The organism is Blautia wexlerae, from assembly GCF_013300825.1.
GTDB classification, from domain to species: domain Bacteria; phylum Bacillota; class Clostridia; order Lachnospirales; family Lachnospiraceae; genus Blautia_A; species Blautia_A wexlerae_B.
The window spans coordinates 156,682-171,685 of sequence record NZ_JAAIMY010000002.1 but is presented as its reverse complement, the minus strand read 5'-3'; the positions used below and the strand labels follow the sequence as shown (position 1 = coordinate 171,685).

Genomic DNA, 15,004 nt, shown 5'->3' with positions numbered 1-15,004 from the left:
AGTGACAGGCCTTATATTTCTCAGACTCATCTGCACTCTCTTTCAGCAGCTCATATCCTTGACTAACATCTTGCAAAATATTATAATTATATCAACATATCAAGGAGGTGCGGCAATATGAGTAATGCACTACCAATTGAAGATTTAAGTAAAACGTACCTAGAACATTCTATGGTTATCAATAACTTTGTCATCAAGATCGGCAGCCAAATCAACGATAGCTTATGTCGTGTCTTTGGTGATGGTGTTCAGTATGAATGGCGCGAAAATGATGATAAAGTAATCATTCCTGACGTATCAATCATCTGTAACCTGAGAGACCGTAAGAACATTTCTTTCACTGGCATTCCCCGCTTTGTGATGGAAGTTTTGTCCAATTCCACAGAAGAATATGATCGACATGAAAAGATGGATATTTATTGCAAGGTCGGTGTCTCTGAGTATTGGATCGTTGACTGGAGAAAAAAATCTGTAGAGATTTATCTCTTCGATTTCAAAGAAGATGGCACTGGTTATCCGTATCTTTATAAGACTGTCACAGCCCAGAATAAAGAAGATTTACATCTGGTTATGTTTCCGAATCTGAAGATAACCTTTGACGAGCTGTTCGACATTGGTGAATATTAACGAAAAATAAGGCATAAACCAAGGAGATAGTTTACTCTTTTTTATTTGTTTCAGAATGTTTCAGAATCACTTGCATATTGATTTCCTGATCTGCATATGCTATAATGCCAGTAGGCGAAAAGAAATAGCAAGTCCATGTAGACAAAAAGAATGAAGCCCTCAGTAGTGCGAATACTGGGGGCTTCTTCTTATTTTTTATGGCAGACAAGAAACTGCCAGGTTAGTATTGCCCTACTTATCTCCGTCTAACCATTTGCAAACATAATAGGCGGCTATGCTTGCCATAAAGGAGACAAGAAAAGAAATAGCAAGATTCTCCATATAGACTTCACCTCCTCCCGTTGCCGGGTATCGGTTGGACAACACTGTAAGTATAACATATCTCTTGTCATTCTGGAAGTACAAACAGTTCTTAGAAGTTTATAAAATAATACTGGGTTTATTCGAGTATATCATCCTAAAATCATTATTTCAGGAATAGGAAGAGTCTCAGTACAAAAACTGCAATTCTGAGCAGTATCCCGGAACTGCAAATTGCACAAAAAATAATCAGAACCTATGTCCTGATTATCTTGAGTAACTTTTTGAGTAACTTTGATTTACTGGCACCTCACAAACCCAGTAAATAAGCCATTCTTATCAAGCTGATGACGGGAATTGAACCCGTGACCCCTTCCTTACCAAGGAAGTGCTCTACCTCTGAGCCACATCAGCATTGTGTCGGATTTACCGCTCACATTTAGCTATATTACCAGAACTTATTTGTATTGTCAATCCCTATTTTTAACTTTTTGATTTTTATTTTTTGGTTTTATACAGATATCTTTCTATTTTTGATATTGTTCCAACTGCTCTCTGATTTTGGTTCGGATGCGCTGTAATGCATTATCTATGGACTTGGGTGTTTTTCCCATGATCCGGGCAATCTCTCCGTATCCGTTTCCTGCCAGATAATATTCAAGAACCTGGTTCTCCATTGGACTTAACGTTGCTGTTATCTCCTGCTCCAGATCCTGGAGATTCTCTTGGTCAATAATAATAGACTCCGGGTTCTCTCCCCAGTTATCTCCAAGATGTTCTTCATTTTCCCCATCCTGTTCGCTGAGAGAAATATAGGAATTCAGCGGCTGGTGTTTCTGCCTGTTGGAACTCTGGATGGCGTTGTAGATCTGTCTGTCCACACATATACTGGCAAAGGTCTGAAATGCAGCATCTCTGTCCGGCTGGTAATCGCGGACTGCCTTAAACAGTCCGATCATACCTTCCTGTATCAAATCATCGTTCTCCCCGCCTATCAGGAACATAGTCCTTGCTTTTTTGCGGACCATGCTCTTGTATTTCTCCATCAAATAGTCGAGGATTTCTGATTCCCCGTTTTTGAAACGGGAAATTAATTCTTCATCTTTAATTCCGTCATACTGTTTCATCAATTTAACCCTTCCGTTTTTCTGAAAATCTCTATCATTCGCCCAGAGGGCTTCTTATAACATAACAATATTGTGGAATAATTTTATTTCTTCTGCAGTCTCTGACGTACAATCTCATATCCAAGTACTCCGGCTGCCACAGATGCATTGAGGGAATCAATGTCACCTTTCATAGGAATAGATGCCACGAAATCACACTTCTCACGGATCAGTCTGCTTACACCTTCACCTTCATTGCCGATCACTACGCCGATCGGACCTGTCAGGTTAAGATTGTACATGGTTTCACCGCCCATATCCGCACATACAAACCACATGCCCTGTTCTTTCAGTTCATCGATGGTATGTCCCAGATTGGTAACCTTTGCAACAGGTGTATAGTTTAATGCACCTGCTGAAGTCTTGGCAACTGTGGAAGTCAGGCCAACTGCTCTTCTCTTGGGAATAATCACCCCATGTGCACCTGCAAGGTTTGCTGTACGGATGATCGCACCAAGATTATGAGGATCCTCAATATTATCCAGGATAAAGATAAAGGGATCTTCTCCTTTTTCCTTTGCCTTCGCAAGAATATCTTCTACACTTGCATATTCATAGGCTGCCACCTGAGCGATTACGCCCTGATGTGCGCCTGTCTCGCTTAACTGATCCAGACGTTCTTTTTCCACATAGTTAATAATCGTATCTTTTTTTCTTGCCTCTCTGGCAATAGTGCGGACCGGTCCGTCCTGGCATCCGTCCAGGATAAAAAGCTTATCTACACATTTGCCGGAACGAAAGGCTTCCAGGACTGCGTTACGTCCTTCTATCTGTTCACTCATATCTTATCCTCTCCAATCCCTGCACGGACCAGTTCTATGATCCTGCTGAAATCATCTTTTAAATATAAATAGCCCATCAGAGCTTCAAACCCTGTTGCCCTGCGGTAGTCTGCCATGGTTGCATGTTTAGCCATTGTAGGAGAATGAGCATTCCTTCCTCTTCTGTAAACGCTGTGTTCCTCCTCTGTGAGCATGGGTTCAATCACTTCCATCATGGAAGACTGGGTTCCTGCCTTAACCAGACTGCTGGCTTTTCTGTGAAGCTGGTTTACCGGACAATTGCCTTTTTTTACAAGGATCGTGCGGATCACCAGTTCATAGACGCCATCTCCGATATACGCCAATGTCAGCGGAGAATAGGTTCGTAAGTCTTTATCTTCCAAATGAAACAACTGATGAAGCATGCCTTTCAAACTACTCAAATTCTCTTCATTAAGTCCGTTTGTCTCACTCATATCATTTAAGCTCGTTTCCATTTTACTCCCTCGCGGGTATCCTTAAGGATGATTCCCTTAGCCAGAAGCTCATCTCTGATCTCATCTGCTCTTGCGAAATTCTTTGCTTTTCTTGCTTCCTGACGCTCTGCGATTAGGTCTTCGATTTCTTTATCAAGGATTTCTTCTGTTTTCACAGCCTTCAGACCAAGTACATCGCATAATTTCACCATTGTGTCAAGAAGAGCTCCTGCAAATTCTGCGGAACTTACCTCTGATACATTTGTATTTGCAAATTTAACCAGTTCAAAAATTGCTGCCAGTGCATCTGCTGTGTTGAAATCATCATCCATAGCTTCTTCAAATTTCTTTACGAATTCCTGTGCCTGTGCAAGCAGTTCTTTCTCTACATCTGTTGCAGTTTCTGTCTGTGCTGCTGCTTTTCTGTCCTTTAAGTTTGCTGCTGCATCTGTGATACGTTCTAATGCATTCTTTGCAGCTTCCATCAGATCTGCGCTGAAATTCAGCGGACTTCTGTAATGTGCGTTCAGCATGAAGAAACGAAGCACCTGCAGGTCATACTGTTCACTGATTTCACGAACAGTACGGAAGTTTCCAAGAGACTTGGACATTTTTCTGTTATCAATATTTAAGAATGCATTGTGCATCCAGTATTTTGCAAAGATTTTGTCGTTGCAGCATTCACTCTGTGCGATCTCGTTCTCATGGTGAGGAAAGATCAGGTCTTCTCCGCCTGCATGGATATCAATCTCATCACCAAGGTATTTTTTCGCCATAACAGAACACTCAATATGCCATCCCGGACGTCCGTCACACCATGGTGAAGGCCAGGATGGTTCTCCCTCTTTCTTCGGTTTCCAGAGAACAAAATCCAGTGGATCTTCTTTCTGGTCTTCACCGGATACCTGCAGAGAACGGAAGCCGGATTGCAGATCATCCAGGTTCTTATGCGAAAGTTTGCCATATTCTTTGAACTTCTTAACCCTGAAATAAACAGTACCGTCTGCTGCCGGATAAGCATACCCCTTATCAACCAGAGTCTGGATCATGCTGATCATTCCGTCGATTTCCTGTGTTGCCTGTGGATTGATTGTGGCAGGTTTTACATTCATGCCATCCATATCTTTCTTACACTCTGCAATATAACGCTCGGAAATTTCCTGTGCGCTTACGCCCTCTTCGATTGCTTTCTTGATGATCTTGTCATCTACGTCTGTAAAATTGGAAACATAGTTTACTTCATATCCTTTGTATTCCATATATCGGCGTACGGTATCGAAGATGATCATCGGACGTGCATTTCCGATATGGATCAGGTTGTATACAGTCGGACCGCAGACATACATACGAACTTTTCCCTCTTCAAGAGGTACGAATTCTTCTTTTCTACGTGTCAGTGTGTTAAAAAGTTTCATGTTTTATTCCTCCAGTTTTCTCTATCATTAACTCTCTTTTCTTTCATTAAGAAGACAGATCGCCTGAGATGCAATTCCTTCTTCTCTTCCCGTAAATCCCAGTTTCTCCTCTGTAGTAGCCTTAATGTTCAGCTGAGACTCATTGATTCCCATTGCTTTCGCCATATTGGCTCTCATCTGTGGAATATGAGGTGCCATCTTTGGTTTCTGTGCAATGATCGTTGCATCTATATTTCCGATTTCATAATGGTGCTCTCTCAAAAGCTTCGTCACATGCTCCAGCAGCAGAATACTGGAAATTCCTTTATATGCAGGGTCTGTATCCGGAAAATGTTTTCCGATATCGCCCAGTGCAGCAGCTCCCAGAAGTGCATCCATAACTGCATGGATCAGTACATCTGCATCTGAATGTCCCAGGAGACCTTTTTCCCAGTCTATCTTCACACCACCCAGGATCAGATCTCTGCCTTCGGTCAGCCTGTGTACATCATATCCCATTCCAACACGCATAATCATTCTCCTCTTATATCCAGCATCTTGCTGATTCTCAATAAGCTTAACCGTCTCCTTGTATAAGGAGCAAGTCTGAGGCTTGGCAAAACAGCCGCTTCATCAAGTCCGATATCATAAACAGTTTTCGCGCATCCGGCTTTCTCCAGCAAACGGAACATAGTCTGTTCACTGGGAAGCTCATCAATAATCTCCTCTATCCCATGCAGGCATTTTTCCAGATGCTGGGGTGAAATAGTTTCTAACAATTCCGGCTCGTTTTCTTTTCTTATTTCTTCCAGAAGTCCTTTTTTTCCAAAAGTTTCTTTCAGAAGTTCCTCATCTTCATTCTCATAGGGTTTTGCGTGACATCTTCCCTGTGTGATGGCTGCAGCGATACGCTTGTATTCTTCCAGTACAAGAAGTGCTGCTACAGAAACCTTCTCTCCGTGAAGTGCATCCAGCGGACCATTGATCACTTCCATATCCCACAGATGTGTGACCTGGTGCTCTGCACAGGACGCAGGCCTTGAATTACCAATCATCTGCATTGCAAGTCCGGAAAGAATCAATGCATACATAAGCTGTTCGCATTCATCTTCCTCTCCCTCTGTAATATCCTGAATCGAAGATTTCACAGTTTTTAACGCTTTCTCTTCCAGCTTTACAGTTTCGTGGCAAAAATACTCTCCGGTGACCAGGTTCGCGATCTTCCAGTCTGCAAGACAGATGTATTTCGCCATCAGATCTGAAATCCCGGCTGCAGTCAGGCGCTGTGGTGCTTTTGAAAAAATATCTGTATCTGCATATACACAGATCGGAGCTACTGAAGGCACAGTCTTCTTTACTCCATCCAGGGTCATTGCTGCTACTGTTGTTACAAATCCATCTCCACTTGCTGCGGTAGGCACTGAAATGAAAGGTACTTTGTAATTATGTGCAATATAACGGCTGATATCATGGATCGTGCCTGCTCCTACTGCAAGGATCAGGTCAATATCCTCTTCCATGTTGTTCTCCACAATTTTTATTGCATGCCGGTCTGCCTGAAGTCCCTCTGCATCCAGAACAAGTACCTGGCACCTGTCATAGATATCCTCCATAAGTTCCTCTGTTGCCGCATAGGTATTGGTATCGCAGATGACCAGCGGGGATATGTACTCTCTGAGCATTCCCTCTGACATCTCTTCTTCAAGCTTCTCTACAGCTCCGGCTTCTATCAAAATCTCTTTCACTGCAATCTGGTGTTCCCTGCCGCAGCTGCAAGGTCGGGCAAAATCGTCCGCATCAACTCGCATTTAAATTCTTCCTCCTGACTTTCCTGAATCAAGCGGATAAAATCATCCGTTTGACTATCTGCTCATAATTGAATAGTTGTTTCACAACCTGATTCGGTTAAACTTTTTTCTATAGGCATAGTTCGTTGGTATTATACATGATTTTCCTGTAAAAATCAATCATTCCGCGCAGGTCTGGCGGCTACAGGTTCAAATAATTATATACAATCTTTGAAATATTCTGTATGTTCGTCACCGCCGTACTCTCCGGGCAGTTTTCAGACATCACACATAGGATATAAGTTGTCTTTTCGCCATAGACAATTGCGATATCGTGCTGATCCTGATCTGTCTCGCCGGTCTTGTTGGCAGATTTTATTCCATCCGGAAGTCCCTGGGGGATTTTCCAGGTGTTTTCCTGATTTGACAGAAGATTTAACATTTCTTCTGACGCCTCTTTACTGACACATTCCCCCTTGTAGATTTTTTCAAGCAGAGTGCCGCAATCTTTTACAGAAGTCATGTTTCTGCCACCCAGACTCTCCTGTGCGGATGCTGCAGGATGGAGGGTGTGCTGCACACTTGTCTCTGTATAGCCCTCTTTTTCCAGATATTTGTTAATATCCTCCGCACCTTTTTTGAAATCAAGGGAATCTGTCTGAAGCTTCACCAGTTCATTGCAGGATTCATTGTCACTGACTGTGATCATATTCCACAGCAGGTCATTTAATTTTACATCTACAGTTTTTGTATCTGCAGTATTTAATTTCTTTGCCTCATCTGCCTTTACCTGCTCCATGTCCTCATATGTCTTTGCCATTACAAAGGCTTTGATCAGACTTGCAGAATAAAGGGAAGTATCATTGATCAGGATTTCCTTTTCTTCATTAAGGTCTTTCACGTAAACGCTCCATGTTCCCTGATATCCCGACAGCATCTTCTCAAGCTGGGGCTTCAGATTGTCCATCCCAAGGTCATCCATATTCACGATCTTTCCCGTATCATCCACAATAAAACCATCATCCGTCACTGTGCTTTCCTGAAGCAGGGCGCCATTTGTACCGCCAAAATAATAGCTCCCGTCAAAATTCATCTCATAACAGTCCATTTCAAGCGAATGGATGCCAGGTTCTGTTACCAGTCTGCCATTTTCATCAAAATAATAATATCCGTTCAGAGTAATCCCGTCTATTGCCAGATTGTCAATATACCTTACCTGCGGTGCTGCTGACAGACGCCCCAGATTGTTCACAAAGTAATATCCGTCAAATTTCTCTGCCTCCTGGGCATTCTGTGTACCAGCTTCCTCATCTGTCTTATCCCCAAACACTGCAACACCTTTCAGATGCTCCATATGAGGACTGCAGGCTTTGAATTTCCCATCTGCATCATGGTAATAATATCCGTCAAATACAGTTCCGTCTATCTCATAATCCTGAAAATAATGGATCTCTGCCTGGTTACTTCCGGCACCGTTCACATCCAGACAGTAAAATCCGTCACTCTTCATCATATATTTCCCGCTTCCATCTCCCATTGGCTGAATCTGTGCCTGCCCGGTAACAGATGCAAGACTCTGCTGTGCAGCCATAACAGAAGCCGGCAAAGCCAGTGCCATGGAAATGGCTCCGGCCAGACTTCCGGCTATGATATAACTTTTAATATAATATTTCACTGTTTGTCTATTTTTTCTCATGCAAAACTCCTTTTACGGTTTCTTTTCACATCCCATTCACAGTAAGCAAAGTATATATTGTTTTATTCAGGATAGCAAGATTTTTATCTTTTTTCCAGCAAAGACCAGAATCTCAGTATCAGTGTTCAGCTCTTTTCTCTGATTCTGTTCCAGAAGCTCCCCAGCTGTTCTTCCACAGTATTTAAAGTACAGTTTCCCCTGTCAGACCATTCAGCAGGAAACAGATTCTTGTAATCTTTTCCTGTAAATCTCTCGTCCAGCAGAAGTATGATCCCTGTGTCCTCCTGGGTTCTGATCACACGCCCGGCTGACTGCAGCACCTTATTCATCCCCGGATATCTGTATGCATAATCAAATCCATTCACACCCTTTTTATCATAATACTGCCTGAGGATCTCCCTTTCTGTTCCAATCTGAGGAAGACCAGTCCCTATGATGATTGCTCCGATCAGCTTCTCTCCCATCAGATCAATCCCCTCTGAAAAAATCCCGCCCATCACGCAAAATCCTACCAGCGTTCCCTCTGATGCAGAAAATTCCTCCAGAAATTCCTCTTTCTCCCTTTCATTCATTCCCGATGTCTGCGAAATACAACGAACCCATTCCGCTGAAAACTCATTCTCATACACCTCCAGAACATCTTCCATAAATTTATAAGAAGGAAAGAATACCATATAATTTCCTTTTCTTGTCCATACAGCTCTGGCAATGTAAGATGCGATCCTGTGATATTCCTCATATCCTCTTCTGGTATACCTGCTGCTCACATCCCGTCCTGTGAGAATGCACCTGTTCTCCTGCCTGAAAGGAGAAGTCACATAAATCCCATAGTCATCCTTTCTGGTGCTTAAAAGTGCACGGTAATAATCCATTGGAAGCAGAGTCGCAGAAAAGAACACCGCACTTTTTCCCTTTTCCAGACATCTATGAATATTTGCTGCAGGATTTACACAGAAAAGCCGCAGAATCACCTTTCCCCCTTCTCCCATTTCTGTATAAACCACATAATTTTCATCCAGAAGTTCATCAATGTTCAGGAAATCTCTCACACAGAAGTAAAATTCCAGCAGCTGCTCCGGAAGTTCCTTTCCATGAAGTTCCTCCAGGAGCTTGTCCATCTCCCCCATCACCTGAAGCATTCCCAGAGAAACTGCTCCGGGATTTGGCAGGATTTCGTACTCTGTACACTCCTTTTCCAGAGTTCGAAGCTGTCTGTTCACTTTTTCCAGTGCTCGCACCAGACCTTTGCTGTAATCCCCGGCCAGTCTCTTCGCCTCCAGTAAATCCGCTCTATCCACATGAGCACTGTACATTTCCCTTCCCCTGTCCACCAGATTGTGGGCTTCGTCAATCAGAAAAATATATTCTCCGGAAGTACCCTCCCCGAAAAATCTTTTCAGATAAACATTGGGATCAAATACATAATTATAATCACAGATCACAGCGTCCACCCAGACTGCCAGATCCAGGCACATTTCAAAGGGACACACCTGCCATTTCTTCGCATATTCCAGCAGAGTATCCCTGTCATAGCTGTCCTGCGTGGTCCACAGTTCAAAAACAGCATCATTCACTCTGTCCAGATGTCCTCTCGCCCACAGACAATTCTCAGGATTGCATTCTGTTTTATCGCAGAAGCACAGCTTTTCTTTCGCAGTAATGGTGATCACTTTAAATTTCAGTCCATGCTCCTTTAATATGGAGAAAGCTTCTTCAGCCACAGTCCTGGTAATGGTCTTTGCTGTAAGATAGAAAATATTTTCCCCCAGTCCTGCACCAACTGCTCTCACTGCCGGAAAGATCGTGGACATGGTCTTTCCTACTCCTGTAGGTGCCTGGATAAAAATCTGTCTTTCTGTGGATATAGTGTGATATACACCGGATACGATTTTTCGCTGTCCCTCACGATATTCAAAAGGGAACTCCAGATCACTCATGGACACATTCCGTTCTTTTTTCCATGCAATCTGGTATGCGATCCATTTATGATATCTGTCCAAAAGATTCTGGTACCACAGTCCGAGTTCTTCCAGCGTATATTCTTCTCTGAAAAACTTAAGCTCCTCTGTGTCCAGATTCCCATATGTCATCTGCACTCCGATTTTCTCCAGTTTTTGCTCCTGTGCATAGATCCAGGCATAACACATTGCCTGTGCACGGTGAACCTCCACAGGCTTTTCCAACTGACTGACATCTGCATAAACACCCTTGATCTCATCGATCCAATACTGTCCATCTTCTGTGAAGATTCCGTCAGCCCTGCCCTCTACCTGGATACTTACATCTTCATATTCTGTTTTATATTTAAGAGAAACCTCTGCTCTGTAATGGCTTCCCATCCTGCCCTGTATTTTTTTGTGCAGTCTGCTGCCCTTCTGCATTGCTTCTCTGTCAGAAGATCCTCCCCGGTTGTCAAGATCCCCGCTTCTTAATATAAACTCCACCAGATTTCTGACGGAAATACGAACCACCGGCTTATCCATACCAAAACACCTCACGCAACAATAGCTGTCAAATAATTATCCACATCGTCCGTTCATTATAACACAGAATTCATCATCATGTAAAAACTCCTGAATTTAAGAAAGAATCCTGCTTGCAGGATTCTCCGCCTACAACGGGTCGCTTCAGCGACATAATTCCTCTCCGTCGCAGTGCGATCCTGCCCGGAGGGCTTTTTTATGTTATAGGAACATTACGGAGTAATTTCCTATAACATAAAAAGCCGACAGAAATCTCTATGCTGATTTCTGACGGCCCATTATTTTATTTATCCTATAATTGGTAAACATTATATCCACAAATTGCTCCGCTGTGAAGGAGCTCCTGCAATTCTCAATTAGATCTGAGTAATTACAAAGATATCATAAATAGCCTTTACTGCAGTCTCAAAATCTCTGTTCTCCACACCGATAATGATATTCAGCTCACTGGAACCCTGGTCAATCATCTTCACATTTACATTTGCATGGGCAAGTGCTGAGAAGATTCTTCCTGCTGTACCTCTGGTGGATTTCATACCACGTCCTACAACAGCGATCAGTGCAAGGTCAGATTCCATTTCTACGAAATCCGGCTGTACTGCGCGATGGATTCCTGCGATTACCTGCTGCTCTTTCTCTTCGAATTCATCCTGATGTACATATACAGTCATCGTATCGATTCCTGATGGAACATGCTCAAAGCTGATTCCCTGATCTTCGAATACCTGAAGTACCTTACGTCCGAAACCAACCTCACTGTTCATCATGGATTTTTCAATATTGATAGAACAGAATCCCTTCTTACCTGCAATACCTGTGATTGTAAATTTCGGTTTCTTGCATGTACTCTCAACAATAAAAGTACCCTTGTCTTCCGGTCTGTTTGTGTTTTTGATATTGATCGGAATTCCCTCTTTACGAACCGGGAAAATCGCATCTTCATGAAGAACAGTTGCACCCATATAAGAAAGCTCTCTGAGTTCTCTGTAGGTAATGCTCTCGATCACTTCCGGATTTTTAACAATACGTGGGTCTGTTACCAGGAAACCGGAAACATCTGTCCAGTTTTCATAGAGGTCTGCCTTGATAGCCTTTGCCACAAGAGAACCGGTTACATCAGAACCGCCTCTGGAGAAAGTTTTAACTTTTCCATCTTCACCAGCGCCATAAAATCCAGGGATAACGGCATGTTCACATTTTGCCAGCTTTTTGGACAGAAGTCTGTCTGTCTTCTCGGCATCCAGATTTCCGTTCTTATCAAAACGGATCACATCTGCTGCATCAACAAATTCATAACCCAGATATGCTGCCATCACCTTACCATTGAGAAATTCTCCTCTGGATGCTGCATAGTCTGTGCCTGCCTGTGCCTTGAAATCAGCTTCGATCTGAACAAATTCGTCTTCCAGAGAAAGATCAAGGTTCAGTCCGCGGATGATCTCATAATATCTTCCCTTGATCTCCTGCAGAATCGGGATGAAATCTTCCCCTTCAACTGCAGTATTATAACATTTATAAAGTAAATCTGTAACCTTTGTATCTCCGTCAAATCTCTTTCCGGGAGCGGACGGAACCACATAACGTCTGCTCTCATCACTTCTGATGATCTCCCCTACTTTCTGAAACTGCTCTGCATTTGCCAGAGAACTTCCTCCGAATTTAACAATTTTCTTCATTTTTCCTGCTCCTCATATGTCACTAAATATTTTCAGACCGATCTCCTATCAGTCTTTGTCACTCTACCAACATAAAGTCTGTTTAATATTGTATTGAATAAACGCCAATTTTGCAAGCCTTTCTTACAGAAATATCCGAAAATGGTTATTTTCCACAATCTACCGAAGATTCCTGCTGTTTTTTTACAAATTCTGTCACATTATAAACACGAAGGATATCTCCATCCACCCGAAAATGAATATCCTTCTCTCCAAAAGGCATTCCGTAAGACCGTTCCGGATCATTCTGATAAGCAGGACGGGGATCATCTGCAAGCACTGCGATCAGAGCCTCTCTGCTTTCCCCGGGTATTCTTTCCAGAAGCTCCTGGGGAAATTCTACATTCAGATGATGATCTTTGGAATATTCGGTAAAACTTCCTGTTGCTTCCGGATGGCAATCCGCATAAGGAATATATGGTTTAATGTCGAAAATCGGTGTTCCATTCATCAGATCTGCACCTTCTACATAAAGTACAGGGCTGTCCGGCTCATCCAGAGCTACTTTCTCAAGCTTCACACAGGATAATCCTATGGAATTGGGACGGAAGGGAGATCTTGTGGCAAAAACTCCTTTTCTCACATTTCCCCCAAGTCTGGGCGGGCGGACAGTCGGTGACCACTTTGTCCTCTTTGCCTCCGAAAACTCCCAGATCAGCCAGATATGACTAAACTCTTCCAGACCACGACAGGCATCCACATTGCGATATTCCGGTTCGAATACGATTCTCGCTTTAAGCGCCCCTACACGTCCACTCTGCCTGGGGATACCGAATTTGGTCGGAAAATCATTTTCTATATGTGCGATTGGAACCATGGCTCTATTCTCCTTTTACCTTTCTCATAAAATAATAGCCCGGAAAAATAACTCTCCGGGCTATTATTGTTATTTCTTCTGTGCAAAATATTCTTTCGTAAGTGTAATGGCAGTTCCTGAAAGCAGAAATACACCAATTAAGTTGGGGATTGACATGAGACCGTTGAATGTCTCAGCAATGCTCCAGAGAAGCCCCAGATCTACAGTTGCGCCAAGGATTGCTACTAATGAATATGCGATCATAAATGGGCGGATAACTTTTGCAGAGAATAAGAATTCAATGCAGCGTGCTCCGTAAAGTCCCCATCCGATAATCGTTGAGAATGCAAAGCAGCACATGGCAACTGCCGTAAAGATGGAAACCCAGCCTCCGTATGTAGCAGTAAATCCGGAAATTGTAAGTTCTGCACCTGCCGCTGCACCGTAATTTACCGGCACGCCGCTTACAAGGATCACAAGTGCTGTCAGAGTACAGATCACGATCGTATCTGCAAATACCTCAAAGATACCAAACATACCCTGTTTTACAGGCTTGCTTGTATCTGCACAGGCATGAGCGATAGACCCTGTACCAAGTCCGGCTTCATTGGAGAAAATACCTCTGGAAACACCCTTTTTCATACTGAGGAAAAAGCTTCCGATCACACCGCCTGTCACTGCTGACGGATTAAAGGCTCCATAAACAATATCATGGAAAACTGCCGGAACTCTTCCGATATTTAAGATCACAACGCCCAATGCAAGTACAATATAAAACAATGCCATAAAGGGCACCAGCTTCTCGGAAACACTTCCAATTCGCTTGATACCACCCAGCAGTACCATACCAACCAGCAGCGTGATCACAATTCCAAGGATCAGATTCAGTCTGCCTGTGGAAGACTCTGAGATCACATTAAAGTTAATAAGAGCTGTGTCAATTGCTGTTGTAATGGTATTTACCTGAGTAGCATTACCTGTTCCAAATACAGTCAGTACACCGAATGCAGAATAAAGAACTGCAAGAAATCTCCAATTTTTTCCCAGACCATTCTTAATATAATACATAGGTCCGCCTACATAATCTCCATGTCTGTTTCTCTCACGGAAATGTACTGCAAGGGTAACCTCTGTAAATTTCGTGCACATTCCAAGGAGCGCGGAAACCCACATCCAGAATACAGCGCCCGGACCACCGATGGCGATAGCTCCGGCAACACCGGCGATATTTCCCGTACCTACTGTACCTGCCAGTGCAGTACAGACTGCCTGGAAAGGTGTCATGGAACCGTCAGAAGCTTCTTTTTTCTTAAAAATTCTTCCCAGTGTGGTTTTAAGCGCATACGGGAATTTGCGGATCTGGACAAAACCGGTCCGCAGGCTCAGGTAAAGCCCTACGCCGATAATACAGATCATAGCCGGGACACCCCAGATAAAATTATTTACGACGTTATTGATGGATTCAATTGTCTGAAGCATGTTAAATAAACCTTTCTTTCGTGTAATAATAACAGTTTAGCACTTTTTTCACCGTATGTACAGAAAAATTCTATTAAGATAAAGCATTAAAGCACAATAAGTTGCCAGAGCAAGCAGCTAAAATTATCCACTCCACTGCTCATTGCTTTTCGTAATTGAAGCAGGGGACTTACTTGATTCGGTTAAAAAGTCAAAATAACGTATAAATTTGTCATAATTTCAGTAGCATTTCCCCACTCAAACCTCTATTATTGTAAATATGAAATCAAGGAAAACACCTATGTATTTTCTAACAGTACTTAAGCGTTTCAGTTATTCGGTGTA

General features: G+C 42.9%; 12 protein-coding genes and 1 tRNA gene. 1 reads left to right on the top strand and 12 read right to left on the bottom strand.

The genetic code is table 11. From position 1 onward, the window contains the following. Positions 1-117: 117 nt before the first annotated feature. Positions 118-627 carry a Uma2 family endonuclease gene (locus G4417_RS02200; protein WP_173682484.1) on the top strand — a complete coding sequence of 170 codons (510 nt, stop codon included), beginning with the start codon at positions 118-120 and terminating at the stop codon, positions 625-627. Between the two features lie 642 nt (positions 628-1,269). Here G4417_RS02200 and G4417_RS02195 read toward each other — a convergent pair. The 12 genes from G4417_RS02195 to G4417_RS02140 form a co-directional block, all read right to left on the bottom strand. Next, positions 1,270-1,341: transfer RNA gene (locus G4417_RS02195), tRNA-Thr, on the bottom strand. A gap of 113 nt (positions 1,342-1,454) precedes the next feature. Further along, positions 1,455-2,057: an RNA polymerase sporulation sigma factor SigH gene (sigH, locus tag G4417_RS02190; protein ID WP_274597608.1), complete on the bottom strand. Its 603-nt coding sequence runs from the start codon at positions 2,055-2,057 to the stop codon at positions 1,455-1,457. An 80-nt stretch (positions 2,058-2,137) separates the two neighbouring features. Continuing rightward, positions 2,138-2,875, bottom strand: a complete 738-nt coding sequence (gene rlmB / locus G4417_RS02185; RefSeq protein WP_173682482.1) for a 23S rRNA (guanosine(2251)-2'-O)-methyltransferase RlmB — start codon at positions 2,873-2,875, stop codon at positions 2,138-2,140. Then, on the bottom strand, positions 2,872-3,351 hold the full coding sequence (locus tag G4417_RS02180; RefSeq protein ID WP_022380425.1) for a Mini-ribonuclease 3: 480 nt from the start codon (positions 3,349-3,351) through the stop codon (positions 2,872-2,874). The genes rlmB and G4417_RS02180 overlap by 4 nt, the downstream gene beginning before the upstream one ends. Further along, a complete protein-coding gene (gene cysS / locus G4417_RS02175) occupies positions 3,336-4,745 on the bottom strand; it encodes a cysteine--tRNA ligase (RefSeq protein ID WP_173682481.1) in 1,410 nt (469 codons plus the stop codon). The genes G4417_RS02180 and cysS overlap by 16 nt, the downstream gene beginning before the upstream one ends. A 27-nt stretch (positions 4,746-4,772) precedes the next feature. After that, the gene (ispF, locus tag G4417_RS02170; RefSeq protein ID WP_118409590.1) at positions 4,773-5,255 is read right to left on the bottom strand and encodes a 2-C-methyl-D-erythritol 2,4-cyclodiphosphate synthase; all 483 of its coding nucleotides are present in this window, start codon (positions 5,253-5,255) and stop codon (positions 4,773-4,775) included. Between the two features lie 2 nt (positions 5,256-5,257). Next, entirely contained in the window at positions 5,258-6,532 is a 1,275-nt protein-coding gene (locus G4417_RS02165) for a sn-glycerol-1-phosphate dehydrogenase (protein WP_173682480.1), read from the bottom strand. Positions 6,533-6,713: 181 nt separating this feature from the next. Further along, positions 6,714-8,207, bottom strand: a complete 1,494-nt coding sequence (locus G4417_RS02160) for a serine hydrolase (protein ID WP_243872048.1) — start codon at positions 8,205-8,207, stop codon at positions 6,714-6,716. Positions 8,208-8,332: 125 nt separating this feature from the next. After that, complete coding sequence (locus G4417_RS02155) at positions 8,333-10,690, bottom strand: ATP-dependent DNA helicase (protein WP_173682479.1); 2,358 nt, start codon at positions 10,688-10,690, stop codon at positions 8,333-8,335. A gap of 356 nt (positions 10,691-11,046) precedes the next feature. After that, complete coding sequence (locus G4417_RS02150; protein WP_025580286.1) at positions 11,047-12,366, bottom strand: aspartate kinase; 1,320 nt, start codon at positions 12,364-12,366, stop codon at positions 11,047-11,049. A 145-nt stretch (positions 12,367-12,511) separates the two neighbouring features. Continuing rightward, a complete protein-coding gene (tsaA, locus tag G4417_RS02145; RefSeq protein WP_173682478.1) occupies positions 12,512-13,222 on the bottom strand; it encodes a tRNA (N6-threonylcarbamoyladenosine(37)-N6)-methyltransferase TrmO in 711 nt (236 codons plus the stop codon). Positions 13,223-13,291: 69 nt separating this feature from the next. Continuing rightward, the gene (locus tag G4417_RS02140; protein ID WP_173682477.1) at positions 13,292-14,680 is read right to left on the bottom strand and encodes an alanine/glycine:cation symporter family protein; all 1,389 of its coding nucleotides are present in this window, start codon (positions 14,678-14,680) and stop codon (positions 13,292-13,294) included. Between the last annotated feature and the right edge of the window lie 324 nt (positions 14,681-15,004).

What these genes read in the sequence shown, in the direction of transcription:
- G4417_RS02200 (WP_173682484.1), top strand. Translation starts at nt 118, where the DNA reads ATGAGTAATGCACTACCAATTGAAGATTTAAGTAAAACGTACCTAGAA.
- rlmB (WP_173682482.1), bottom strand. Translation starts at nt 2,875, where the DNA reads ATGAGTGAACAGATAGAAGGACGTAACGCAGTCCTGGAAGCCTTTCGT.
- G4417_RS02180 (WP_022380425.1), bottom strand. Translation starts at nt 3,351, where the DNA reads ATGGAAACGAGCTTAAATGATATGAGTGAGACAAACGGACTTAATGAA.
- cysS (WP_173682481.1), bottom strand. Translation starts at nt 4,745, where the DNA reads ATGAAACTTTTTAACACACTGACACGTAGAAAAGAAGAATTCGTACCT.
- ispF (WP_118409590.1), bottom strand. Translation starts at nt 5,255, where the DNA reads ATGCGTGTTGGAATGGGATATGATGTACACAGGCTGACCGAAGGCAGA.
- G4417_RS02165 (WP_173682480.1), bottom strand. Translation starts at nt 6,532, where the DNA reads ATGCGAGTTGATGCGGACGATTTTGCCCGACCTTGCAGCTGCGGCAGG.
- G4417_RS02160 (WP_243872048.1), bottom strand. Translation starts at nt 8,207, where the DNA reads ATGAGAAAAAATAGACAAACAGTGAAATATTATATTAAAAGTTATATC.
- G4417_RS02155 (WP_173682479.1), bottom strand. Translation starts at nt 10,690, where the DNA reads ATGGATAAGCCGGTGGTTCGTATTTCCGTCAGAAATCTGGTGGAGTTT.
- G4417_RS02150 (WP_025580286.1), bottom strand. Translation starts at nt 12,366, where the DNA reads ATGAAGAAAATTGTTAAATTCGGAGGAAGTTCTCTGGCAAATGCAGAG.
- tsaA (WP_173682478.1), bottom strand. Translation starts at nt 13,222, where the DNA reads ATGGTTCCAATCGCACATATAGAAAATGATTTTCCGACCAAATTCGGT.
- G4417_RS02140 (WP_173682477.1), bottom strand. Translation starts at nt 14,680, where the DNA reads ATGCTTCAGACAATTGAATCCATCAATAACGTCGTAAATAATTTTATC.